The following is a 25,311-nucleotide window of genomic DNA, read 5'->3' on the forward strand; positions in this document are numbered from 1 at the left end:
GCGGATCATGCGACGCATAACGCGCCGATGTTTGTTTTACTGTTCTTTGATTCCGCAATGCTTCGCCTTGCAACAATTCGCTGTTCTGATTGTTCCAAACCACTTCATATCCTAGAAGAAAGATTGATATTTATCCAATGAATTTTTTGCTGTAAGCGATAACCATTTAGGTATTGAATCAAATTCAACATCGAATAGTTATTTTTTTAATATTTATTTAAGAGATTTGAGTATTGCTTATTCGAATTATTTCATCATTGAAAGCTTTATAGTCGATTAAGATCATTGCATAAACCTATCAGAATACTATTCCAATATTAAATATATGATAAACCCGAAACCATCAGGAACGACCTCTTCTGCCATCCGCGTAGTTGAACTCCAATCGGCGACACAACGGTTGCAAGTTCTACCGACCTTGGGTGGAAGTATTGCTGCATGGGATTGGAAGTTGAAAGAACAATGGAGTCCTCTTTTGCGGTCATGGGATGGAACCTCAAAGGATCGCTATGCCATGGCCTGTTTTCCGCTGGTTCCATGGTCGAATCGGATTACTGATGGCGGGTTCACCCATCAAGGACGGCACTATCCAGTTCTTGAAAACCGCGCGGGCGAGCCATATCCGATTCACGGGGATGCGTGGCTGCAAAAATGGCGGGTTGCCAACCGAACCCCAAACAGTATTCAATTGACGCTAAAATCGGATTGCTTTGATGGCAATCCACACAGTTATCGTTGCAGCCAGACTTTGACGTTAACGGACGATGGGCTATCGATAGCGTTATTAGTAACCCATTTGGGAGCCGAATCCTTACCTTACGGCCTCGGATTACATCCCTACTTTCCACGAAATGAGGCGACGCGATTTAGTTCGCGGGCCGATGGCGTGTGGCTTTCGGATAGCGATCAGATCCCGACTGCTCACACGAAGGCCTTTCCACAGACCTGGAATTATAATCATCCAGCCGCATTGGAAGGACCATTGATTGATAATTGCTTTACGGGATGGGATGGAAAGGCGCTGATTAGCTACCCTGACCGAGGGCTGGAACTGTCAGTGACAATGGATAACTGTAGTAGCTATAGTTTGATGTATCGGCCACCGAAGCATGACTATTTTTGCTTCGAACCGATTACGCATCCAATTAATGCATTCCACGTAACCGGAAAACCAGGTTTGGTCACGCTAGCACGTGGACAAACTCTCTCGATGAAGACCCATTTTCAGGTCAGCGTAATGTAAGCGTACTGTAGATCCTGAGCTGAAATCCGGCTGGTCCGGAAATCAGCCTTGCCTGACCGCCAATCGGCAGCGTGACTTTATCGCGCACATGACCGAATGGCAAGCCGGTCAAAATTGGAACAGATATGTTCGAACGCAAATAGGCCAACATGGCATCAAAATCGTAGCCGTTGTCGTGGGCCGCCAAGCGATAATGTGAAAAATCGCCCAGCACTATCGCCTGTTGGCGCTCTGCAATTCCGGCGTATTGAAGTTGTAAGATCATCCGTTCGATGCGATACGGATGCTCACCGATATCTTCAAGAAATAAAATGCCACCATCAACTTGCGGCAAATAGGCCGTTCCGATAAGGTGATTGATCATCGCCAGATTGCCACCCCACAAAGTGCCGGTGACATCAAGGTCTGGATTTCCGTTGGTCTCCACATCGAGCGTTTGCTCTGCTTGACGCAGGCTTTGCCAGAAATGAGACATGGTGAATTGACTCAGTTCCACGTCACCAAAGTCACTACATAACATCGGTCCGGCAAAGCTTTGCAATCCGGTTTGCGCCAACAGGGCCAGACTGAAAGCAGTGAAATCGCTATGGCCGACGAAGAGCTTTTTACTTGCTGCGATCCGCTCAAAATCTAACAACGGTAACAAGCGCGACATGCCGTAACTGCCGCGTACTGCCATGACAATTTGCACTTGTGGATTATCAATCGCTGCGTATATTTGTGCCAACCGCCCTGCTTCGGTGCCGCCAAATCGCTGATATTTCTGCGTCCCGTCGTAGTAGTTATAAACGACGCAACCTTGTTGTTGCAGAGCCAGAATGCCACGCCCAAGCACCTGCTGATCCAGCGCATAACCGCTTGGCGCGATCAACGCAACGCCAACTTTTTTGGCAAATAGCGCAAGCTCTGGTGTTTGCAAATCGGCTGGCAAATCGGCTGGCAAATCGGAATTTTCTAGATCCACTGATGCGTCCTGGAAACGTTTTACAATAATTCAGGTTGATTTTTTTGCGCCAGACGACGCTCGGAAAAAAACTGTTTAAGCAGTGTGCCACATTCGTCGGATAGGACACCACCGGTTAACGCGGTGTGATGGTTCAGCCTTTCTTGCTCAAAGACGTTGAGCACAGAACCGCCAGCGCCAGTCTTTGGATCGCTAGCGCCATAAATCACGCGTGAGAGGCGCGCGTGCATCATTGCGCCTGCGCACATCAGGCAGGGTTCCAGTGTGACATAGAGTTCACAACCGGGTAGACGATAATTGCCAAGTAACGTCGCGGCAGCCCGCAGCGCCATTATTTCGGCATGCGCAGTTGGGTCATGATTGCCTATCGGATGGTTAAATCCGGAGGCGATAATAACGCCATCTTTCACCACGACTGCGCCGACCGGCACTTCACCCAATGCCCAAGCGTTGTGTGCTTGCGCTATTGCTTGCCGCATGAAAATGTCATCGGTTGAAGCGGCGTCTATTGGATGAGAAAGATTATCCATACGGTGAAATTTATCAGAACAACTAATAATGCATGGAAACGAAGAGAATTGCGCAACCGTTGCGCTGACCATTCAATCATATAAATGAACTTTGCGCGCTTGAGTTGAAGGTCCGGTAACTGACCTCAAGGCGTATTAATCAACGATCTTCAGAAATCTCCGCCCAGCAATTTGGGGTTTCGTGCAATACCAATTTTTGTAAATGCAAACCTGTACCGTAGTGATCCTTGTAAGCGGCCTTGAGGATGTCATAGGCAGCGCGGGCAAGATTTTCGACAGTCGGAATACGATCAATGATTACGGTCTTGTGATCTGGCAAAGTCGCCAAAAAAGCGCGCACGACGGTGTCTTTTTCATAGACCAGAAATGCATGGTCCCAGACATCAACCAGATGCTGTTTAGCCAGCGTCTTGATATCCGAAAAGTCCATAATCATGCCATTGTCGGAGCTTCCCTCGACTTCAATAATGGCACCGACCAACGTAATTTCAAGCGTATAACGATGGCCATGCAAGTTGCGGCATTGGCTTTTGTGATCGGGGATGCGATGACCGGCATCGAACTCTAATTTGCGAGTAATGGTTAACATAATTCATTTTCAATTAATACTGATCAACTATTTGATCTAAAACGAGTCCAAATCATCAAACCCGAAGCGCTTTAAGGACAGTATTGAATCACAGCTTAGCAATGGAACTTTGCAAGGCAGACTTCAGAAGCAGTACAAAGGCTTAAAGACGCCAATGGTATAAGTTTAGGGAATCTGTAAAAGTTTGTGCGTTTGCAAGCTCAATTTCCACTTCGGATTGCGCTTGCAGGTTTCAATTGCGCGTTGCAGATTATCCGCCAACAACGGACCATCCATCGCCTGCAAATAGAAATGATCGAAATCAAGCGTTTCATATGTCGCCAGCGCTTGTCCGAGTTGGGGAATGACGACTTTGAGCTCATTTCCTTTGTGGACTTTAAGCACCGATCCCATTTTTGGGCTGACGCAGATCCAGTCTACACCGGCTGGCACGTCGATTGTTCCGTTGGTTTCTATGGCGATTTCAAAACCGGCCGCGTGCATGCTGTCGATCAATGCAGCGTCCAGTTGTAAAAGAGGCTCGCCGCCGGTGAAGACGACAAATTTGCTGGCGGTATACGATTCCGGCCACAACGCGTTGATCGTACTGGCCAGTGCGTCAGCAGTCTTGAATTTGCCGCCGCCTTCCCCGTCCGTCCCGACAAAATCGGTGTCACAAAACTGGCAAATGGCTTTGCTGCGATCTTCCTCGCGTCCGGTCCACAAATTGCAACCGCTAAAGCGACAAAATACCGCGGGGCGTCCGGCGTGCGTGCCCTCGCCTTGCAGTGTATAAAAAATTTCTTTGATGCTGTATGTCACGGTGCTTCTCACAAATAACTGAAAATGAAATCAACCTAGCATTTTAACGTACAAAATGGTATTTCCTGCTGTGACCGACTTTAGTCAGAATGACGATATAAAACTGACACTCATTTATCGAATACGATTTCTATTATATCGAATCAATTAAGTGATCAATAAGGCAATCATTTCAACCAAATAAAGTCCTGATCGCAAAATGCGGAAAATCGCCTTAGAATGCAAGCCAGCCCGGCAAAACTTGAGGAGCCCCACTGAAAGCACGATAGGGAAAACCACGATTGAGCTCAGCAGTTAGAATGGGTTGATTAAGTGTGCAAAGCAAAATCCACAGCCCAGCCTATAATATTCCATGGCTACCCCATGCACCGCCACCGCTACCGTTAATATGTGGGAGTATTTTCATCCTGCTGTCTCGGCTTGGTTCCGCAGCACTTTTAAGAGTGCCACGGAGGCGCAGCAGCTCGCGTGGCCGTTAATTCGCAGCGGTCGTCCTACCTTGGTCGCGGCACCGACCGGATCCGGCAAAACCCTGACGGCTTTTTTGGCGGCGATAGACGCGCTGGTAAAAGAGAGTGTATTGCGCAATGGCATCCTGCCGGATGTGACTTCAGTGATTTATGTTTCTCCACTGAAAGCGTTGTCTAATGATATCCGTATTAATCTCGATGCACCGCTAGAAGGCATTGCGCGCGAACTGGCGCAGATGGGCTTGCCCGACCACGGCATACGAGCCGCTGTGCGCACTGGCGACACGACCACTGCCGAACGACTGGCAATGCGCAAACGCGCACCGCATATTCTCGTCACCACGCCGGAATCCTTATACGTCCTGTTATGTTCCGATAGTGGTCGGGCGATGTTGGCTGGCACACGGACGGTCATTGTTGATGAGATTCATGCAGTTGCTGGCAGCAAGCGCGGCAGTCATCTGGCGCTAAGTCTGGCGCGGCTTGATGCGCTTTGCGAACAGCGTCCCACCCGGATTGGCTTGTCCGCGACGCAAAAACCACTGGATGCAGTTGCGCGATTTCTGGTGGGACGTTACGACGATGGCACTGAAACAATGGTCAACGACTGCGCTATCGTCGATGTCGGCCACATCCGTCGACGCGATCTGGCGATTGAATTGCCACCCGTTCCGCTCGAAGCCGTCATGGCCAATGACGTATGGGAACGGGTTTATGACCGAATGGCAGAACTGGTCTCCATGCATCGCACGACGCTGGTATTCGTCAACACGCGGCGCATGGCTGAGCGTGCCGCCCGCCATTTGGCTGAACGTCTGGGAACCAGCGCGGTCGCCGCGCATCACGGAAGCCTTGCCAAGGAATATCGTTTAGATGCTGAACAACGGCTTAAACGCGGCGACCTGCGCGTGTTGATCGCCACCGCGTCGCTGGAGCTGGGTATCGATATCGGTGATGTTGATCTGGTTTGTCAGGTTGGTTCACCTCGCAGCATCGCGGCCGTTTTACAACGTGTCGGGCGTTCAGGGCATCAGGTTGGCGGCATGCCCAAAGGCCGCCTGTTTCCGACATCACGGGATGACTTGATTGAATGCGCGGCGCTGTTGGATTGCATACGGCGCGACGAACTCGATTTGCTCCACATTCCAAACGCCCCGCTAGATGTTCTGGCCCAGCAAATTGTTGCCGAGGTGGCTTGTCAGGAGTGGACCGAAGATGAATTGTTCGCGCTGGTTCGGCGTGCTGAACCTTATGCAGCACTGGCGCGCGGGCAATACGACGCGATCCTTCGCATGCTGACTGAAGGCTATACGGGGCGAAATGGTGTCCGTGGTGCCTATCTGCACCGCGACACCGTCGCTGGCACATTGCGGGGGCGAAGAGGCGCGAAGCTGACGGCTGTCACATCCGGCGGTACGATACCCGATAATGCAGATTACACTGTATTGCTGGAACCGCAGGGACATCCGATTGGGACGGTGCACGAAGATTTTGCGGTCGAAAGCATCGCGGGCGATATTTTCCAATTAGGCAATACGTCTTACCGGATTCTGAAGGTTGAAACCGGACGGGTTAGGGTTGAGGATGCGCATGGCATGCCGCCGAGCATCCCTTTCTGGCTCGGCGAAGCACCCGGACGAAGCGATGAACTGTCGGTCGGGGTCGCACGTTTGCGCGCCAGAGTTGATCAGCTTCTATCGAGCACAACTGGCATTCTGCGGCTACATAACGTCAAGGATGCCGATTCCGACAGTACGGTCACATTTAGCGGTGAGACGCCCACTCTGTCGGCGGCTATTGACTGGCTGGTTGAACAAGTCGGCCTTGACGATAGTTCGGCGCGCCAGATCGTCGATTATCTCGCGCCTGCCCGCGCTGCATTAGGCGCACTTCCAACGCAAGATACGCTGGTGATGGAGCGTTTCTTCGATGAATCTGGCGGTATGCAACTAGTGCTGCATTCACCGTTTGGCAGTCGCATTAACCGCGCTTGGGGGTTGGCGCTACGCAAGCGTTTCTGCCGCACCTTCAACTTCGAATTACAGGCCGCAGCCACCGAAGATGCCATCGTTTTATCACTTTCAACCAGCCAGAGCTTTGCCCTGGATGAAGTCTGGCGCTATTTAAAGTCCGGCAATGCCGAACACGTATTGATTCAGGCGCTGCTGGATGCACCGCTATTCAATGTGCGTTGGCGCTGGAACGCGACGGTTGCACTGGCGCTGCCACGCTATAGCGGCGGCCGTAAAGTCGCGCCACAATTGCAGCGGATGAAAAGCGACGATCTGTTAGCCGCCGTATTCCCTGATCAGGCAGCATGCCTTGAGAATGTGGTTGGCGAACGTGAACTACCCAATCATCCATTGGTGATGCAAACCATCGACGATTGTCTGCATGACGCGATGGACACCGTCGGCTGGATTGCACTGCTACGCCGTATTGAGCAAGGTGATGTGACGCTCATTGCCCGCGACTTGCCAACGCCATCGCCGCTGGCCATGGAGATACTGAATGCAAGGCCTTACGCTTTTCTTGATGATGCACCATTAGAAGAGCGCCGCACTCAAGCCGTACAAAGTCGTCGATGGACCGATCCTACTTCGGTTGACGATATGAGCGCACTGGATGTTGACGCCATCGCAAGCGTCGTCGAAGAAGCATGGCCACGCGTACGAGATGGTGACGAAATGCACGAAGCACTGATGAGCCTCTCGTTCGTTACCAACACCGAGGCAAGGCGGTATGAAGGCTGGAGGGACTGGCTGCAATCGTTGGCGCTGAGCGGACGTGCAACACTTATGTCAATTTACCCGGACGCTACCGACGGTATTTGGATTCCACTGGAACGCATCGCTTGTTTTCAGGCGGCTTACCCGCAAGCAGTTTCCACCCCGCCCTTATTCAACCGGCAAAAAGCGCACAGTGATGGGGAGCGCAACTGGAACCGCGATGAGGCAATTGTTGAGATTCTGAGAGCGCGGCTTTCTGGTTTCGGGCCGCAATTGCTAGCGGAGCTAACGCAGACCGTCGGCTTACCAGCGATGACCCTTACCTCCGGGCTGGTTCGGCTTGAGTCAGAAGGTTATGTCATGCGCGGGCGCTTTACACCCGGCATCGCCGAGGAAGAATGGTGTGAACGGCACCTGTTGGCGCGTATCCATCGGTACACAATCAAGCGTTTGCGACGGGAAATTGAACCGGTCGAACGCCAGGATTTCATGCGATTTCTGTTCGATTGGCAGCATTTAACACCAGATACACAATTAAAAGGACCAAATGCGTTGTCATCCGTTATCGCCCAATTGGAAGGATTTGAAGGGGCTGCGGCAGGCTGGGAAAGCGCGATCCTTCCAGCACGATTGAGCGACTATTCCCCGCAGTTGCTAGATGATTTATGTCGTAGTGGCAAGGTGGTGTGGACCCGTATTGCAGCGCCGTTACGCGCTGGGGCCGGTCCGCTGCGTAGTACCCCAATCGCACTTCTGCAACGTCGCCATTTGCGTATCTGGAATGCGCTTCAACCTACCAATGAGCAACCCGAAATATCACCGCGCTCAGAACGTGTCCACATGGCGTTGCTACGCCATGGCGCAATGTTCTTCGATGAACTACTCACTGATACACGTTTGCTGCCAACAGAGTTGGAAAATGCACTTGGTGAATTAGTTTCCGCTGGCCTGATCAATGCTGACAGTTTTGCAGGATTACGGGCATTGTTAGTGCCAACAGCGAAACGCGCCGAACATTCCCGCCGCCGTCATCGGGGCTGGCCCATGACAACTATGGACGAGGCTGGGCGTTGGGCTTTGGTGCGCCCTATTGCCTCAAATATCGACCCAGACCGCGATCCAGACCGAGACCCAAACCTTAATATGACACCAACAACCATTTCGGGCAGAAAACCACGAATCGATCCATTGGTGCTGGAACACATTGCTATGGTGTTATTGCGGCGCTATGGGGTTGTTTTCTGGCGGTTACTTGAACGCGAAGCCAATTGGTTGCCGCCATGGCGTGATTTGCTCCCCATCTTCCATCGTCTTGAAGCGCGGGGAGAACTACGGGGCGGCCGTTTTGTCGGCGGTTTATCGGGCGAACAATTCGCCTTACCGGAGGCCATTCCACTGCTCCGTGATGTGCGTCGGCGGCCTGGTTCCGGTGATCTGATTTGCATCTCTGGCGTCGACCCTCTTAACCTCTGCGGAGCCATGCTGCCCGGCGAAAAAGTCCCTGCATTGAGCGCTAACCGCGTGCTATTCCGGGACGGACTGCCTGTTGCAACGGTGATTGCGGGAAAAATAAGCTATCTCATTGCGCTTGAGTCAGGCGACCAGGAGCCTATCCGTAAAGCGTTAACAGGTCTTCATTAACCTTCGTCATTGCGCGTCATCTAAAGGCAAGTTCCTAGACGCTTCCCAAGAGAAATAACACCGCGTTGGCGTTGGCCTAAAAAAAGCCCGCATGACCTTTCGGCTGCGGGCTGAATCCAAACCTTAGGAGGTGTTGGAGGAGACAGATTCAATATACCGTTTCACAAACAATCGACGATGCCTCTTTACAAACTATTACATTCATACAGAGTTGGCGCTCATCCACGTCGATGACATTGGAATATTTTATATTTCCCTAAAGAAATTAATATGGTGCAATAATTGCAGACTTATCCGCACCAGCATAGCAATTACGAGATGTGATTATTTGCCTGATCAGCATTTTCACATGGCAACTTGCGGTTAGGCCCGCGTGGTATTTCGCTGCGATATTGCGCGTCCCACTTTCACTCTGGACGAAACGATCACTGAGATCAGGCAGCCGCCAGCGACGCGACATGCCCAATTTTTAGTCGAATACGCAAGGCAACGGCGTTACCCGATGACAACCTTGCACCGCTGTTAAATTGCCCAGCCACCGCCATAAAATACTGCCAGAACGATCGCGATGGCGACTGTGCCGAATGTTAGCTTGCGGTACTCGCCTGAAACAATGCGGCCGATTACCAAGGTACAGAAGCCGAGCATAATGCCCGTTACGATATTGCATGTCAGGACAATGAATACGGCACAAACTAGTCCAGCCATCGCATCGACCGTATCCTCCATATGCATCTTGCTGACACTGCCAAGCATCAATAATCCGACGTACATCAATGCGGGCGCAGTGGCGTAGGAAGGCACCAGGCCAGCCAATGGCGAGAAGAAGATAACCCCGAGAAACAGCAAGCCCACCACCACTGCAGTAAGACCGGTTCTAGCGCCAGCGGCTGTGCCGACGGTGGATTCAATATACGCAGCAGCAGGTGCACCACCGACAAAGCCAGCAAATATTGAACTGAGTGAGTCTGCTGTCAGTGCACGACCACCGTTGAGAATGTAGCCGTTTTCACTGACTTGTCCAGCCTGTCCGGCCACCGCACGAATGGTACCCGTGGCATCGAACACTGCAGTCATGACCAACGCCAGCACGCTCGGCAATACTGTCATGCTCAGCGCGCCTTTGATATCCATCGCGCCGATCAATGAGGCGTGACCCGGAGAGCTAAGCGCTGGCCATGCAAACACACCCGTAAATTTAACGGCTGGATCAAATATTAATCCGATGATTGATATGCCAATGACGACTAGTAAAATACCGCCTGGCACACGCCGACGTTCAAGACCGAAGATAGCCGCCAGTCCAACGATGCTCATCACGACTGGAAAAGAGGTGATGTGGCCAAGTGCCACTGGCAATCCAGGACCGGCATTTTTAACTACTAAACCTACGTCGTTTGACGCAATCAATAGCAAGAACAAACCGATACCGACACCCGTTCCGTGGGCGACACCGGCAGGCAAATTTTGCAGAATCCATGAACGCACGCCGGTCACTGAAATAGCCGTAAAGACCAAACCAGTCAGAAAGACTGCACCAAGAGCGACAGCTGGCGTTATGCCTTTGCCGAGCACCAAGCCAAACGCAGTGAATGCCGTCAACGAAATCGCACAACCAACCGCGATAGGCAAACGCGCCCAGAAACCCATTATTAGAGAACCAAAGGCGGTAGTCAGACATACGGCGACAAATACGGCGCTAACATCAAACCCGGCCTTGCCCAGCATATCCGGCACAACGAACACCGAGTAGACCATTGCCAAAAAGGTGGTGACCCCGGCAATAATTTCACGACGCTGCGTACTGCCGCGTGCAGTGATTTGAAAGTATTTGTCTATCCTGCCGGTTCCTGTTTCGGGTACAACCCCGATAGCTGGGTCAATGCCAGCGGCATCAAGACCGGAAGCTTTAAAACTACCTGTCGGCGGGGACTGAAGTTGTGGTTCCATCATGATCAAGCTACTCCTTTATTATCCTCTGAGGCAATATGCGTGCAATCGTCTTCAGGGTGTCTCGTGTTATGTTTTTGAACGCACCCGAATCGAGAAGCAATACCTCGGTCCTAGCCCGCTCTTAGTATGGAATGTGTGAATATTTCCCACAAATACAGCTTATGGTATGTAAAGTATCGGACCCATCATGATAGGTAAATAACCGCCATTTGCTTTTGGATATGCGGGAACGTTATAACGAGCAATAAATTATGCCCACGCCAGAACCAAAGCAGATCATTTATCAATGATAAATATTGGTTTTTAGCGCTAGAGCAAGGGAGAAAAAATTGGTAGAGAAAGCAAAATGACCCAATTAGCACTTCATTAATGCGTTATTTTTTCAACAAACGTCGATCACTTTTCTCGCTAATTAAGAGCTGCTGCCGGCTCCCGTGGCCGAATGCAACGGCGCTAACAAAAATTGCAGATCTTCCGTATTAAATTTCTGTGCCAATGCGCCGTCGCTGCCCAGCACTCCTTCGGCCAGCGCTGCTTTGCGAACTTGTAAATCTAAAATTCTTTCTTCGATACTGCCTTCGATCACCAGTTTGTAGACGAATACCACGTGCTCTTGCCCAATACGATGCGCGCGGGCCGTAGCCTGCTCTTCAACAGCCGGATTCCACCATGGGTCCATGTGAATAACGGTGTCTGCGGCGGTCAAGTTCAAACCGACGCCGCCAGCCTTTAGACTAATCAACAAAATCGGTACGGTTTTACTTTGAAATTGCGCGACTAATGCACCACGCTTTGCTGGCGGCGTCTTGCCGGTCAGGGCAAGCCAAGGGATTCCCAATAGCTTGAGCTCAGCTTCGAGCATGCCGAGTAATTCAGTAAATTGAGAAAATACCAGAATGCGACGACCTTCGGCGACCAGCGACGGCAGCATGTCGCGCAGCATTTCTAACTTGGCGCGTTCCATTGTTTTGGCGTGTTGTATTCCCTTTAGTAAATATGGATCACAACATACTTGTCGTAGTTTGAGTAATGCGTCGAGGATGGTGATTTGTCCTCCAGAAAATCCCTTGCGCTTTAATATACGCCGCACATGCTCGTCAGCGGCCACACGCACACTTTCATAAAGCGCGCGCTGCTGGCCTTGTAATTGCAAACGTTTGATCACTTCGATCTTGGCGGGTAACTCAGTGGCGACTTCATCCTTGCGTCGTCGCAGGATAAAAGGCCGTATCCGTTGCGCCAATAACTGTGCCCGCAACGTTTCACCGCTTACTTCAATTGGCTTGCGCCATAAGCGCATAAAACTGCGCGCATCTCCTAAAAAACCGGGCATCAAAAAATCGAATTGCGTCCATAACTCACCGAGATGGTTTTCCAACGGTGTGCCTGTAATGCAGAGACGATGACGCGCCTTTATACGGCGCACGGCGTTCGCACTGCGGGCTGCGGCATTCTTAACGGTCTGTGCTTCATCCAAGATCAGCATGTAAAAATCTTGCGCTTCGAGGATGGTTCGGTCACGCCACAGCAAAGGATATGTCGTCAGGACGACATCATGATCTGCTATGCGAAAAAAATCCTGCTTTCTGTTTGGCCCTTGCAACGTCAGAACACGCAGACTTGGTGCCATGCGTTTTGCTTCAGATTGCCAATTAAAGACGAGCGAGGTGGGCAGGACAATCAATACTGGACGATCCAGTCGACCAGATTGCTGTTCTATCAGTAGATGAGCAAGCGCCTGAGCGGTCTTCCCCAAGCCCATGTCATCCGCCAGGATGCCAGCCAAATTTTGCGCGCGCAGATATTGCAACCACGCCACACCATGTAACTGATACGGCCGCAAAGTGACACCCAAGCCGGATGGTGCCTCAATCGGTTGTGGGCCAGACGATTGTTGCAATCGTTGCGCCAACTCGCGTAATCCGACGTCTCCACGTAATTGCCAGGCGCCGTGCTTGCCTGCGCGTTGCGCCTGCGTATTCATCAGATGTAGACGCATCGCTTCGAGACGATAAGCATCCCAGGATGACAGTTGTAGCGGACCATCCTTACGATCCGGATCGGTCAGCAAGTCCAGCATGCTTCCTACAATTACCTTAAGCGGCGCGGCCTCCGCCGCAATCCGCTTTCCGTTTGGCGTACGTAGCAGGATCACTGCATCGTCATCAATCAACGCCAGTCTTCTGGCGTCAAGCCAGCGTGCATCACGTTGCAATAAATTCGCTAGTAACGGTGTCAGGTCCAGTATTTCTCCGTCAATCTCTATACCTAGCGTCAACATCCACGATTCACCGGAAGGTTGACTTAATGCTGTTAAAGCCTGAGGCCGGTTCCGCATGCGCGAAATCACTTCCTTATTGCGTATTTCGCCGGTTTCCGTGCTGACAGTGAGATGCCACGCATCCACCGCCACGCTTTCGTGCGCAAAGCCTGGATGCACTACCACCGACCAACCTTCCGCTTGCAACATCGGCAACTGGTCGGCCCAGAAATCACCAAAAAAACCTTCTTGTACAAGCGTCCAAAGTGAGGCGAACTCTTGCCCGTCGCTAGCCGTGCGCCACTGCAAATTTTCGCTGGGGAGCGGGTGCAAACCGACATCCCACACGCGATCCAATGCGTCAGCTTCTGCATCAAAATTGCGTGTCAACACGCGTTGCCCTAATGCATCCTCGGCGTATTGCGATGATGAAGGGCGTCGATTTAATAGCGCGATTGGCGCAGGGGTTTCCCAATACAAGCCCTCATCATTGGTATAAGTCCACATGATACGCACGACCGTCACTAGCCCGCCACGGGGGCCAAATGGACCAGATGGTTTCATCCCTAAAAGACCGTCACCACGGCTTAAAGTTTGCAGCGTCAGTCGTGGGCGGAAATGACCCATCGATACGGGAGCATTATTCGGGAGCATGGATCATCTATCTGAGCAGAAGAAGAGGCAGTATGAACAATGTATCAAAGCGTTAAAGCTAGTGATAAAGGACCCCAATCACGCGTCGGATTGACAAATAACAATCTCGTGATCATTGATTAAACGATCACGAGATTCAGATAGCAGCCATCACTGTTGTACAGGCTTCACCAGCAAATGGCGACCAATTCACTCGGAGCACTTTCGCAAAAATGCCCATCACGCGCATTACGTTACCCGAACTAAATCAGTCTGGTTACATCAGGCCGGTTTAGGACCTTTGCGATGTGGCTTAGGTTTTGTTTTTGCAGCGTCAGAACGGTTGTTAAAATCGTTTTTATTTTTGAACGGTGGTTTATCGCTTTGTTTCTCACCCACGCGTCTGTCGCCTCCCATTTTTGGAGAAGCAAAAGATTTGCTGTTGCCCGCAAATTTTTCGGATGCTTGCGAACGCTCACCAGCGTGACTAATACGTAGTTGCTGCCCTGCCACCCAGACAGTTTTTAAATGTTCGAGCAGTTCTTTTGGCATACCTTCTGGCAAATCGAGCGTGCTGTGATCATCAAATATTTCGATGCGGCCAATATATTTGGAATCCAGACTAGCTTCGTTGGCGATAGCGCCCACAATATTGCCAGCCTTCACACCGTGTTCATTTCCGACCTCAATACGGAAGCGCTCCATACCGGCATCAGGTTTACGATCATTGCGTTCTTTTTTTGGAAACTCAGATCTCGCAACATGGTCCGGTGATTCAGAACGTTCCTTACGTTCAAACTTATCGGACGGCGAGGCACTATTTTCTCTCGGATTGCTGGGGGAAAAAGCTGCCTTCGATGTTGCCGACGCTGGCGATGTAGCAGATTTATGTCCAGCACTGGCCGTCGCACCATCAGCACTTATACGTAATTGCTGACCTGCTACCCATACAGTTTTGAGATGTTCAAGCAGTTCAGCAGGCATGTCGTTCGGCAAATCCAGCACGCTATAGTTATCGAATATTTCGATGCGTCCAATATTTTTTGAATCGATCCCCGCTTCGTTAGCAATCGCGCCAACGATATTGCCAGGCTTGACGCCGTGCGTATGGCCGACTTCTATGCGGAAGGTTTGCATGCCGACATCTGCTGCGCGATCAACACGCTCTTTCCTTGGGGCTGCCGGACGCTCATTCCGATCCGAGCGATCATTGCGATCGAATCTTTCTGAACGCTCTGCTCTTTCACCACGTTCGGGACGATCAAATTTGCCTGCATGAGAAGACCGCTCGTCCGACCAGGACGAAGTAGGCGACGCTTCACGCTGATTTTTATCCAGCAATAGCGGTACATTGCCACGCGCCATTTTTGCGAGCGCGGCAGCGATTTCGATGGCAGGAACGTTGTTTTCACGTTCATATTCTTCGATGATGGCGCGGAATTGCTCCAAGTCACCAAGACTCAACATCTCGCCTATCTGACTTTTAAACTTCGCAATACGGACATCATTGACAGCTTGAATGCTTGGCAATATTAACGGCTCAATGGGTTGGCGTGTCGCCCGTTCGATCGCTTTTAGAAGACTTTTCTCACGTGGTGTAATAAATAAAATTGCCTCGCCGCTACGACCGGCGCGACCGGTGCGCCCCACCCGGTGGGTGTAGCTTTCCGGATCGTGCGGCACATCGTAGTTGACGACGTGACTGATACGCTCGACATCGAGACCACGCGCTGCGACATCGGTGGCGACCAGAATATCAATGCGTCCATCCTTTAGCTGTTGGATGGTGCGTTCGCGTTGTGCTTGTTGGATGTCGCCGTTAATTGCGGCCGCAGAAAATCCACGCGCTTGCAACTTGCTGGCCAATTCTTCGGTACCCAATTTTGTGCGCGAAAAAATGATCATGCCATCAAACGTTTCGGCCTCTAGAATGCGAGTGAGCGCTTCTAGTTTTTGCATGCCGCTTACCAACCAATAGCGTTGACGAATGTTGTCAGCAGTGCCAGTTTTTGCTGCAATTGCGATTTCAGATGGGTCGCGCAAATACGTTTTTGCGATACGTCGGATGACCGATGGCATCGTTGCGGAGAACAATGCTGTCTGACGTGTATCTGGCGTTTTCTGAAGAATATTCTCGACATCGTCGATAAATCCCATGCGCAGCATTTCATCGGCCTCATCCAGCACCAAGGTTTTCAGCTGCGACAAATCCAGCGTATTTTTATCCAAATGATCAATCACGCGACCTGGCGTACCGACCACCACGTGCACACCACGGCGTAAAGCTCTTAACTGCGGCTCATAACTTTGGCCACCATAAATAGGCAAAACGTGAAAACCGGGAATATGGGCGGCGTATCGTTGAAAGGCTTCTGCAACCTGAATTGCGAGTTCACGCGTCGGCGCTAAGACAAGCGCCTGCGGGGTTGTTTGTTTGATATCAATGCGGGACAGAATCGGAAGAGCGAAGGCGGCGGTCTTTCCCGTCCCGGTTTGTGCTTGACCCAACACGTCGCGATTCGCTAAAAGAATCGGGATGGTGGCTGCCTGAATCGGGGACGGAGACTCATATCCGACTTCTTTCAGTACGCGTAACAGCGGCTCACTGAGATTCAAATCGGCGAATAAGGGAATAGGTGTTTCTGACATGATAACTCGCAGGTTTGCTCGAATCGCACTATGCGAAACAATGTGATGCGTAGTTTACTCTGTTGTAGGGTCATCGGGGCTTATTGACGCTAGGTATCCTACTTGTACGTAAGATAACTTCAGCCGCTCTCGCCGATAAAATAGTAACGCAGGTCTGGAAAAAATGTTGATTGGTGTGAATGTGGCCCCACGCCTTGTCCATACACCAGCTTAATATCAAGCTTAGTAATAAGTATATTAGTAAGTGTATTAATGCGAGTAATTAGAGCGACACAATGGTTAGTGCGCGCTCTTTTGGCATCAAGCGTTGCGAGACTTCCATTCTAGGTTGATTCCTTTTGCCATTTACCGAGCAGTCCAGTCACCGTCCACAACTAAATTAGCACCTGCCATAAACGATGATTCGTCGCTGGCGAGAAACACAACTGCTGCTGCGATTTCATCTGGGGTTCCCAACCGCTTCAGAACAGTTGCTTGCTCAAAGCTCCTGCGTTCCTACCGGATCAGGATTGCTAGCAAATACATCTTCCAGCAAGGCCGTTGTTGTCGGGCCTGGACACAAACAATTGATACGAGCACCTTCGGGCCCGTGGTCCATCGCCATCGCCTTGCTCAACATCACCACCTCGCCTTTTGACGCGCAATAGGCGGCAACACCAACTTCACCAACCAGCCCAACCTCTGAAGCGATATTGACGATGATACCGCCACCGCTCTCACGCATGATAGGAATGACTGGTTTTGAACAAAGGAATACGTCTTTGAGATTGACTCGCATCAACCAGTTCCATTCGTCCTTGGCAGTGGTTGTCACCGGCTTAGCAAATGCAACACCAGCATTATTAATGAGGATGTCTATACGACGATGAAAATCCAATACCTCTTGGGCTAATTCTTGCACTGCGCCCTATGACCCGACATCGGTTTTTACAAAACGCATTTTATGTTTCCCTTGCTCCGGCAACGTGGAAACCTGCTCTGTTGCATCAACGATGTCAGCAATAATAACGTATGCGCTTCACGCATGAATCTCTGCGCAATAGCGAGGCCAATGCCGCGTTGTGCACCAGTGACGATGGCGACCTTATTATATAATTTCATCAAAACACCTGGCCCGTAACAAGGCTTCATCAATAAGTGGATGACCATTGCCGGGGGAATTCAGACCAAAAAGTCTGATCAAAAAATCTGAGTCATATTTGAGTAATACAGATAGCCCGAAAAAAAGGCCTCAAAAAAAGGCATGAGCGCCCGATAGGATGGTCAAAAGAATATTGTGGTAGCGTTAAATTCAATTGCATATTTATTCCCGACGTTAGATTCATTCAATAAAAAAGTGATGAATCAGTCGGAATCAAACAGTCGGGTTTAGATACATTATTTCGGTTATCCCGCTTTGTTAACTATAAGGGATTATTGCGCATCGTCGCAAGTTTAGTATGGTGCTTATTGCGACATGCCCGAAATTATTCATTCTGTAAAATCGTACATCTAACCGATCCTTACACTCAAACTTGGAGTTGTACTGTTTAACCGTCTTATTGCCATATGAAAAGCGCAAAGCCGCGACGCATTTGAGATAGATACAATCGCCGAGGCTGAGCGCAATGGTTTTTCTGTATGCCGATTATGCGATATCGCCGAGTAGTCGAATAACCCTTTCGCTGGACTGCTGAAATCCATTTGTGAGCAACTTCTGCGCCTCTTCTTTTTTCCCTGATTGATTCAGGCTGACGACATTGGACGCGTGATAATGGAAATTTTTATGTTCCGCAACAAGTTGCTGAAACGACGCGTATTTTCCTAGCTGCTCACGTGCAGATCCGTGTAACCACTTTCCCAAGTCGCAGCGATTATCGAAACAAATAACTTCCGGACGCAGATCCTCGCTAGATTTTCCCGCGAGATAAGTATCTAACCTAATTTTCCAGTTTTCATGCGCCGCAATCGCGGCGCTAACATTCAACTCACGAATAGTCTTAAGCTGCATTTCGGACACTTCATTTGGTCCGTTCTGCTTTGAGTTGCTATCCGCCCCAAAGATATTTTTAAAAAATTTCAACATGCATGACACTCCCTGTTTTTAGTTTATTGATAATCAAAGATATTGCAGCAATTCATTTGCCACATTGCCATAACCTGAAGTCTTCGGCTGCAACATCGCCACGCAGAATTTTTAGTCTCTGAAGTGCATCACCCAAAAGACGTGGGCCTCTGAAAGCTTTCCAACGACTGCCTGCAAATATGCCATGGTCGAATATCACCTGTTTAATTTGAACCGGATGGTAATGCTGGAACACAGTTTTGTAATGAATAACGTCGAATAAAAGAAGTTTATCTAGTTAAGCGAGATATTAGAAATTGGTCAAACGAAATGGTTCGTCATTGATGACAATTATGGCTATTTACTTAAGTGAGAATGTTTGCATTGATGGAAATCAGATGTGATATTTGATAGTTCGGTGACTACACACTGTGAAGTGTGGCCGACAATCTTGATCAGTGGCGCACATGCGACATATAAAATTAGGGGTGAATTGAAGGCCTCTTATTATCATCACTTACCTGAAGTACGGTTAGTAATCCCACATTTTTATTGTAAATATCATATTTTTTCGGATTTACATGACTATTCGAACTGTACCCATTGCTGCCGATTATCCTGCGTCGGTAGCAACGGAAGAGAAGTAGTGGGTATTCTGGCCGATCGTGACCACCGATTCTGGTCTATCGTGACCGACCATTCTGGCGCATCGTGACCGCTCATTCCGGTCTATCGTGACCGATTTCAAGCCCGACCAGAATCGGCGGTCACGATAGCAGAATCATCGGTCACGATACCGGAATGGTGTCGTACAGCACCGTGATGATGTTACGCATAGAGCAACCGAACGGGTACGCTTCCAGTTTGTCTGGAGACAACGTGCCCGTACAAAGGATCACTATGCGTAAGATAAAAGACGTATTACGTTTAAAACTGGATGCCAAACTATCGCACCAGCAGATTGCCGCAGCACTGGGGATTTCAAAAGGAGTCGTCACCAAGTATGTCGGCCTGGCCGCCGTTGCCGGTTTGGACTGGTCGGCGGTGCAAGATGTAGACGACACCGAGTTGGCGCACCGGCTTTTGGTCACGCCAGAACGGACCCGAGACCATGTCCAGCCAGATTACGCCAGGCTGCATCACGAACTGCGGCGCAAGGGGATGACGCTGATGTTGCTATGGGAAGAGTATCGTGCCGATTATGCCCAGCACCAGACCTATGCCTACTCACAGTTCTGCGTGAATTACCGGCAGTTTGCCAAACAGCTCAAACGCTCTATGCGCCAGATTCACCGGGCTGGCGAGAAACTGTTCATTGATTATGCTGGTCCGACTATCGGTCTCACTGATGGTAGCCGTGCCCACATCTTCGTCGCTGCTCTGGGCGCATCGAGCTACACCTATGCCTGTGCTACGCCGCGTGAGACGATGGCCGACTGGCTCACTTCGACAGCGCGTGCGCTGCGCTTCTTCGGCGGGGTACCGCAGTTGATTGTTCCCGATAATCCGAAGGCTATGATCGCCGACGCCAATCGCTACGAACCACGCAGTAACGACACCGTACGCGATTTTGCGCGCCACTACGGCACCTCCATCTTGCCAGCCCGTCCGCGTCATCCTCAGGATAAAGCGAAGGCCGAATCAGCAGTGCAGATCGTCGAGCGCTGGATCATGGCGCGTCTGCGACATCAGCAATTTAGCAGCGTCCACGAGGTCGATGTCGCCATCGCACCGCTGCTGAGCGTACTTAACGATAAGCCGTTTCAGAAGCTACCCGGTAGTCGCGCCAGTGCGTTTGCCCAACTCGATGTCCCGGCGCTACGGCCTTTGCCATTGCAATGTTATGAGATGGCGCATTTCAAGACTGTCAGGGTGCATAACGATTACCACGTTGAGATCGGCCGCCATCACTACAGTGTGCCGCAAGCCCTGGTCGGTCAGGTGCTGGAAGCCCGGATGACAGCGACGACAGTGGAAATCCTGCATCGCGGTCAACGTGTCGCCAGTCATCCGCGCAACAGTGGCGAAGGCGGGTTCACCACCGACACCCTGCATATGCCGGTGGCGCATCGTGCGCAATTGGAATGGACGCCACAGCGACTGATTCACTGGGGACAGACCATCGGTACGGCGACAGCGGAGGCGGTGACGCGTCTGATGGCCGAGAACAGACATCCCGAGCACGGCTACCGTGCCTGTCTTGGTCTGCTGTCATTGGCCAAGCGCTACGGCAAGCCACGTCTTGAAGCAGGATGCATGCTGGCCTTACAGCTCGGTGCCTGCCAATACCGCCACGTCCGTGACATTCTCAAAAATAACCGTGATCGCACACCGTGTGCCCCAGTTGGCGATTGGGTCAGTCCTGACCATGCCCATGTGCGTGGCCCTGATTACTATCAATGAGGATGTCAACGATGATGATGCATACCACTCTGGCCCAATTGCGGACCTTAAAACTCGATGGCTTAGCGACCGGACTGGAGGAACAATTGACGCAGGCCAGTATGGCGGCGATGAGTTTCGAGGAACGTCTGGCACTCTTGGTTGATCGCGAAGTCCATTGCCGCAATGACCGCAAGCTCCTGCGCCTGCTTAAGAACGCCCACCTGAAATACGCACAAGCGGCGATTGAAGACATTGATGCCCGCTCGGGGCGTGGCATCGACCGCCGTGAAGTGATGAGTCTGGCGCTGGGAGATTGGGTCAGTGCTGGCCACAGCATTCTCATTACCGGACCGACCGGTGCTGGCAAATCGTGGCTGGCCTGCGCACTGGCACAGTACGCCTGTCGGCGCGGATACTCTGCTGTTTATCAACGCGTACCCCGTCTACAGGAAGAACTACGCATCCGGCACGGCAGCGGCAGCTTTGGGAAATGGCTGCTCCAACTCGCCAAGATCGATGTCTTGGTACTTGATGACTGGGGCATGGGCGCGATCGACAGCACGACCCGTTCCGACTTGCTGGAGATGATTGACGACCGGGCGGCAAACAGAGCGACGATTATTACCAGTCAACTTCCTGTTGACCATTGGCATGCCTGGATTGGCGACGCCACTATTGCCGACGCCATCCTGGACCGCATTCTGCAGCGCAATCATCGGCTGACACTGACCGGCGATTCACTGCGTGGCGCAGAACGACCTAAAACCAGCAAAAAGGAGAAAACTATCGACCCATCGTGACCGCAGACATTACAATTTAACCGCGTAACAACATCGCAGGCGCAGCGGTCACGATCGGCCAGAATGAGCGGTCACGTTGACCAGAATACGCAGTAGCGGAAATACGCTGATCAACGTCAAAAAAAAGAGCGTTAAGACAACAAAGAGGAGGTAATCGACTAGCGGCGTCTCTTGGTCGGGCACGGCGTCCGGAAATTTCAAGATTAAACGTTGAGAGGGTGTTGGGTGTTGGGTGTTGGGTGTTGGGTGTTGGGTGTTGTCATTGCATAAATCGTTTCTGCAAAGCAAAAACCCTCCCCGATTACTCGGGGAGGGTTTTCTAATAAGAGCCTGACGATGACCTACTTTCACACTGGTTGCAGCACTATCATCGGCGCAAAGTCGTTTCACGGTCCTGTTCGGGATGGGAAGGGGTGGTACCAACTCGCTATGGTCATCAGGCATAAACTGTAGTGTCGTGTGTTCCCAATGGGGCAACAAACAACGCAATCTAGAAGAAGTAAAGTTTTGTATTACTGCAGTGCAGTGACAAGGGTGTGTCACCGCACTGCTGGGTATGATTGCACTTTTCAGGCAAACACATATCTCATTAGCTTAATCTATAACCTGCTAAGGTTATAGGGACAAGCCTCACGGGCAATTAGTACTGGTTAGCTTAACGTATTACTACGCTTCCACACCCAGCCTATCAACGTCCTGGTCTCGAACGACCCTTTAGGGGAATCTAGTTCCCGGGAAATATCATCTCAAGGCAAGTTTCCCGCTTAGATGCTTTCAGCGGTTATCTCTTCCGAACTTAGCTACCCGGCAATGCCACTGGCGTGACAACCGGTACACCAGAGGTTCGTCCACTCCGGTCCTCTCGTACTAGGAGCAGCCCCCTTCAAATTTCCAACGCCCACGGCAGATAGGGACCAAACTGTCTCACGACGTTTTAAACCCAGCTCACGTACCACTTTAAATGGCGAACAGCCATACCCTTGGGACCGGCTACAGCCCCAGGATGTGATGAGCCGACATCGAGGTGCCAAACTCCCCCGTCGATATGAACTCTTGGGAGGAATCAGCCTGTTATCCCCAGAGTACCTTTTATCCGTTGAGCGATGGCCCTTCCATACAGAACCACCGGATCACTATGTCCTACTTTCGTACCTGCTCGACTTGTCAGTCTCGCAGTTAAGCACGCTTATGCCATTGCACTAACAGCACGATGTCCGACCGTACCTAGCGTACCTTCGAACTCCTCCGTTACACTTTGGGAGGAGACCGCCCCAGTCAAACTGCCTACCATGCACTGTCCCCGATCCGGATAACGGACCAAGGTTAGAATCTCAAACAAACCAGGGTGGTATTTCAAGGTTGGCTCCACGCAAACTAGCGTTCACGCTTCAAAGCCTCCCACCTATCCTACACAGATTGGTTCAAAATTCAATGCAAAGCTACAGTAAAGGTTCATGGGGTCTTTCCGTCTAGCCGCGGGTAGATTGCATCATCACAAACATTTCAACTTCGCTGAGTCTCGGGAGGAGACAGTGTGGCCATCGTTACTCCATTCGTGCAGGTCGGAACTTACCCGACAAGGAATTTCGCTACCTTAGGACCGTTATAGTTACGGCCGCCGTTTACTGGGACTTCAATCAAGAGCTTGCACCCCATCATTTAATCTTCCAGCACCGGGCAGGAGTCACACCATATACGTCCACTTTCGTGTTTGCATAGTGCTGTGTTTTTATTAAACAGTCGCAGCCACCTTTTTATTGCAGCCCTTTCACCCTTCTGGCGCGAGCCAGTCAAGCTACCGGGGCGTACCTTATCCCGAAGTTACGGTACAAATTTGCCGAGTTCCTTCTCCCGAGTTCTCTCAAGCGCCTTAGAATACTCATCTCGCCCACCTGTGTCGGTTTGCGGTACGGTCTCGTGTGACTGAAGCTTAGAGGCTTTTCTTGGAACCACTTCCGATTGCTTCATGAATAAATTCACTCGTCTCAACCCCTTGAATTACGCTGCCGGATTTGCCTAACAGCCTTCTCTGAGCCAAAAACCGACTATTCCAACAGTCGGACAACCTTCCGCGATCCGTCCCCCCATCGCATCACACGACGGTGCAGGAATATTAACCTGCTTCCCATCAGCTACGCATCTCTGCCTCGCCTTAGGGGCCGACTCACCCTGCTCCGATGAACGTTGAACAGGAAACCTTGGGCTTACGGCGTGGAGGCTTTTCACCCCCATTATCGCTACTCATGTCAGCATTCGCACTTCTGATACCTCCAGCATCCTTTACAAGACACCTTCGCAGGCTTACAGAACGCTCTCCTACCATATGACCTATAAATAGGTACATATCCGCAGCTTCGGTGACTGGCTTAGCCCCGTTACATCTTCCGCGCAGGACGACTCGATCAGTGAGCTATTACGCTTTCTTTAAAGGATGGCTGCTTCTAAGCCAACTTCCTGACTGTTTTAGCCTTCCCACTTCGTTTGCCACTTAGCCAATCTTTGGGACCTTAGCTGGCGGTCTGGGTTGTTTCCCTCTTGACGTCGGACGTTAGCACCCGGCGTCTGTCTCCCAAGCTCGCACTCATCGGTATTCGGAGTTTGCAATGGGTTGGTAATTCGCAATGAACCCCTAGCCATAACAGTGCTCTACCCCCGATGGTGATACTTGAGGCACTACCTAAATAGTTTTCGGAGAGAACCAGCTATTTCCAAGTTTGTTTAGCCTTTCACCCCTACCCACAGCTCATCCCCTAATTTTTCAACATTAGTGGGTTCGGACCTCCAGTGCGTGTTACCGCACCTTCATCCTGGCCATGAGTAGATCACTTGGTTTCGGGTCTACACCCAGCGACTGAACGCCCTATTCGGACTCGATTTCTCTACGCCTTCCCTATACGGTTAAGCTTGCCACTGAATGTAAGTCGCTGACCCATTATACAAAAGGTACGCAGTCACGGAACAAGTCCGCTCCTACTGTTTGTATGCACACGGTTTCAGGATCTATTTCACTCCCCTTCCGGGGTTCTTTTCGCCTTTCCCTCACGGTACTGGTTCACTATCGGTCGATTACGAGTATTTAGCCTTGGAGGATGGTCCCCCCATGTTCAGACAGGATTACACGTGTCCCGCCCTACTTGTCGCACACTTAGTTCCACACCACCGATTTCATGTAAGGGGCTATCACCCTCTATGGCCACTATTTCCAGAGTGTTCCATTATCGCTGATGCTAAATCGTGCAGGCTGTTCCCATTTCGCTCGCCACTACTCTGGGAATCTCGGTTGATTTCTTTTCCTGTAGCTACTTAGATGTTTCAGTTCGCCACGTTCGCCTTGCATACCTATGTATTCAGTATGCAATACCCATAAAGGGTGGGTTTCCCCATTCGGAAATCTGCGGATCAAAGCCTGTTTGCTGGCTCCCCGCAGCTTATCGCAAGCTACTACGTCCTTCATCGCCTGTAATCGCCAAGGCATCCACCATGTGCACTTATTCACTTGTCCCTATAACGTTAGCCTCTGATCGCGTTCACGACCAAAAACCGGTTATAGGATATTACTTATGAGTATTACTTTAGCGTTTGCCGTATCCAAAGTGTTATCGCATTTGCATACTTACGTA

The 25,311-nt window shown here is 50.8% G+C and carries 16 protein-coding genes and 2 rRNA genes; 4 read left to right on the plus strand and 14 right to left on the minus strand.

Features of this window, described 5'->3' with window-relative positions; genetic code table 11:
• Positions 1-325: 325 nt before the first annotated feature.
• The gene (locus RGU75_RS20710; RefSeq protein WP_322239231.1) at positions 326-1,243 is read left to right on the plus strand and encodes an aldose 1-epimerase; all 918 of its coding nucleotides are present in this window, start codon (positions 326-328) and stop codon (positions 1,241-1,243) included.
• Here RGU75_RS20710 and ldcA read toward each other — a convergent pair.
• The 4 genes from ldcA to queE all read right to left on the minus strand — a co-directional run bounded on the left by ldcA (position 1,230) and on the right by queE (position 4,127).
• Entirely contained in the window at positions 1,230-2,207 is a 978-nt protein-coding gene (ldcA, locus tag RGU75_RS20715; RefSeq protein ID WP_322239233.1) for a muramoyltetrapeptide carboxypeptidase, read from the minus strand. The two genes, RGU75_RS20710 and ldcA, sit on opposite strands and share 14 nt — an antisense overlap.
• Before the next feature lie 20 nt (positions 2,208-2,227).
• Positions 2,228-2,737 carry a tRNA adenosine(34) deaminase TadA gene (gene tadA / locus RGU75_RS20720; RefSeq protein WP_322239235.1) on the minus strand — a complete coding sequence of 170 codons (510 nt, stop codon included), beginning with the start codon at positions 2,735-2,737 and terminating at the stop codon, positions 2,228-2,230.
• Between the two features lie 139 nt (positions 2,738-2,876).
• Complete coding sequence (queD, locus tag RGU75_RS20725) at positions 2,877-3,326, minus strand: 6-carboxytetrahydropterin synthase QueD (RefSeq protein ID WP_322239237.1); 450 nt, start codon at positions 3,324-3,326, stop codon at positions 2,877-2,879.
• 165 nt (positions 3,327-3,491) lie between these two features.
• The gene (gene queE / locus RGU75_RS20730) at positions 3,492-4,127 is read right to left on the minus strand and encodes a 7-carboxy-7-deazaguanine synthase (RefSeq protein WP_322239239.1); all 636 of its coding nucleotides are present in this window, start codon (positions 4,125-4,127) and stop codon (positions 3,492-3,494) included.
• A 352-nt stretch (positions 4,128-4,479) separates the two neighbouring features.
• Here queE and RGU75_RS20735 point away from each other — a divergent pair, with 352 nt between their 5' ends.
• On the plus strand, positions 4,480-8,967 hold the full coding sequence (locus RGU75_RS20735) for a DEAD/DEAH box helicase (protein WP_322239240.1): 4,488 nt from the start codon (positions 4,480-4,482) through the stop codon (positions 8,965-8,967).
• A 522-nt stretch (positions 8,968-9,489) separates the two neighbouring features.
• On the opposite strand, the gene RGU75_RS20740 is transcribed toward RGU75_RS20735, so the two are convergent.
• The 8 genes from RGU75_RS20740 to RGU75_RS20770 all read right to left on the minus strand — a co-directional run bounded on the left by RGU75_RS20740 (position 9,490) and on the right by RGU75_RS20770 (position 19,229).
• Positions 9,490-10,920 (minus strand): NCS2 family permease, encoded by a 1,431-nt coding sequence (locus tag RGU75_RS20740; protein WP_322239242.1) that lies wholly within the window; start codon positions 10,918-10,920, stop codon positions 9,490-9,492.
• Between the two features lie 412 nt (positions 10,921-11,332).
• Positions 11,333-13,834 carry a DEAD/DEAH box helicase gene (locus RGU75_RS20745; protein ID WP_322239244.1) on the minus strand — a complete coding sequence of 834 codons (2,502 nt, stop codon included), beginning with the start codon at positions 13,832-13,834 and terminating at the stop codon, positions 11,333-11,335.
• 261 nt (positions 13,835-14,095) lie between these two features.
• Entirely contained in the window at positions 14,096-16,462 is a 2,367-nt protein-coding gene (locus RGU75_RS20750) for a DEAD/DEAH box helicase (RefSeq protein WP_322239246.1), read from the minus strand.
• 345 nt (positions 16,463-16,807) lie between these two features.
• On the minus strand, positions 16,808-16,918 hold the full coding sequence (locus RGU75_RS24005) for an SDR family oxidoreductase (RefSeq protein ID WP_369124727.1): 111 nt from the start codon (positions 16,916-16,918) through the stop codon (positions 16,808-16,810).
• A 22-nt stretch (positions 16,919-16,940) separates the two neighbouring features.
• Complete coding sequence (locus RGU75_RS20755) at positions 16,941-17,363, minus strand: SDR family NAD(P)-dependent oxidoreductase (RefSeq protein WP_322239248.1); 423 nt, start codon at positions 17,361-17,363, stop codon at positions 16,941-16,943.
• 26 nt (positions 17,364-17,389) lie between these two features.
• On the minus strand, positions 17,390-17,563 hold the full coding sequence (locus tag RGU75_RS20760; protein ID WP_322239250.1) for an SDR family NAD(P)-dependent oxidoreductase: 174 nt from the start codon (positions 17,561-17,563) through the stop codon (positions 17,390-17,392).
• A 526-nt stretch (positions 17,564-18,089) separates the two neighbouring features.
• On the minus strand, positions 18,090-18,527 hold the full coding sequence (locus tag RGU75_RS20765; RefSeq protein ID WP_322239252.1) for a CZB domain-containing protein: 438 nt from the start codon (positions 18,525-18,527) through the stop codon (positions 18,090-18,092).
• A gap of 564 nt (positions 18,528-19,091) precedes the next feature.
• On the minus strand, positions 19,092-19,229 hold the full coding sequence (locus RGU75_RS20770; RefSeq protein WP_322239254.1) for a hypothetical protein: 138 nt from the start codon (positions 19,227-19,229) through the stop codon (positions 19,092-19,094).
• Between the two features lie 156 nt (positions 19,230-19,385).
• Here RGU75_RS20770 and istA point away from each other — a divergent pair, with 156 nt between their 5' ends.
• Both istA and istB read left to right on the plus strand, forming a co-directional pair.
• On the plus strand, positions 19,386-20,909 hold the full coding sequence (gene istA / locus RGU75_RS20775; protein ID WP_322240175.1) for an IS21 family transposase: 1,524 nt from the start codon (positions 19,386-19,388) through the stop codon (positions 20,907-20,909).
• Between the two features lie 11 nt (positions 20,910-20,920).
• A complete protein-coding gene (gene istB / locus RGU75_RS20780; protein ID WP_322232626.1) occupies positions 20,921-21,691 on the plus strand; it encodes an IS21-like element helper ATPase IstB in 771 nt (256 codons plus the stop codon).
• A 328-nt stretch (positions 21,692-22,019) separates the two neighbouring features.
• Here the strand turns inward: istB and rrf are convergent.
• Positions 22,020-22,132, minus strand: a 5S ribosomal RNA gene (rrf, locus tag RGU75_RS20785).
• Positions 22,133-22,310: 178 nt separating this feature from the next.
• Positions 22,311-25,193 (minus strand): 23S ribosomal RNA (locus tag RGU75_RS20790).
• Between the last annotated feature and the right edge of the window lie 118 nt (positions 25,194-25,311).

Source organism: Glaciimonas sp. CA11.2 (assembly GCF_034314045.1).
Classification (GTDB): domain Bacteria; phylum Pseudomonadota; class Gammaproteobacteria; order Burkholderiales; family Burkholderiaceae_D; genus Glaciimonas.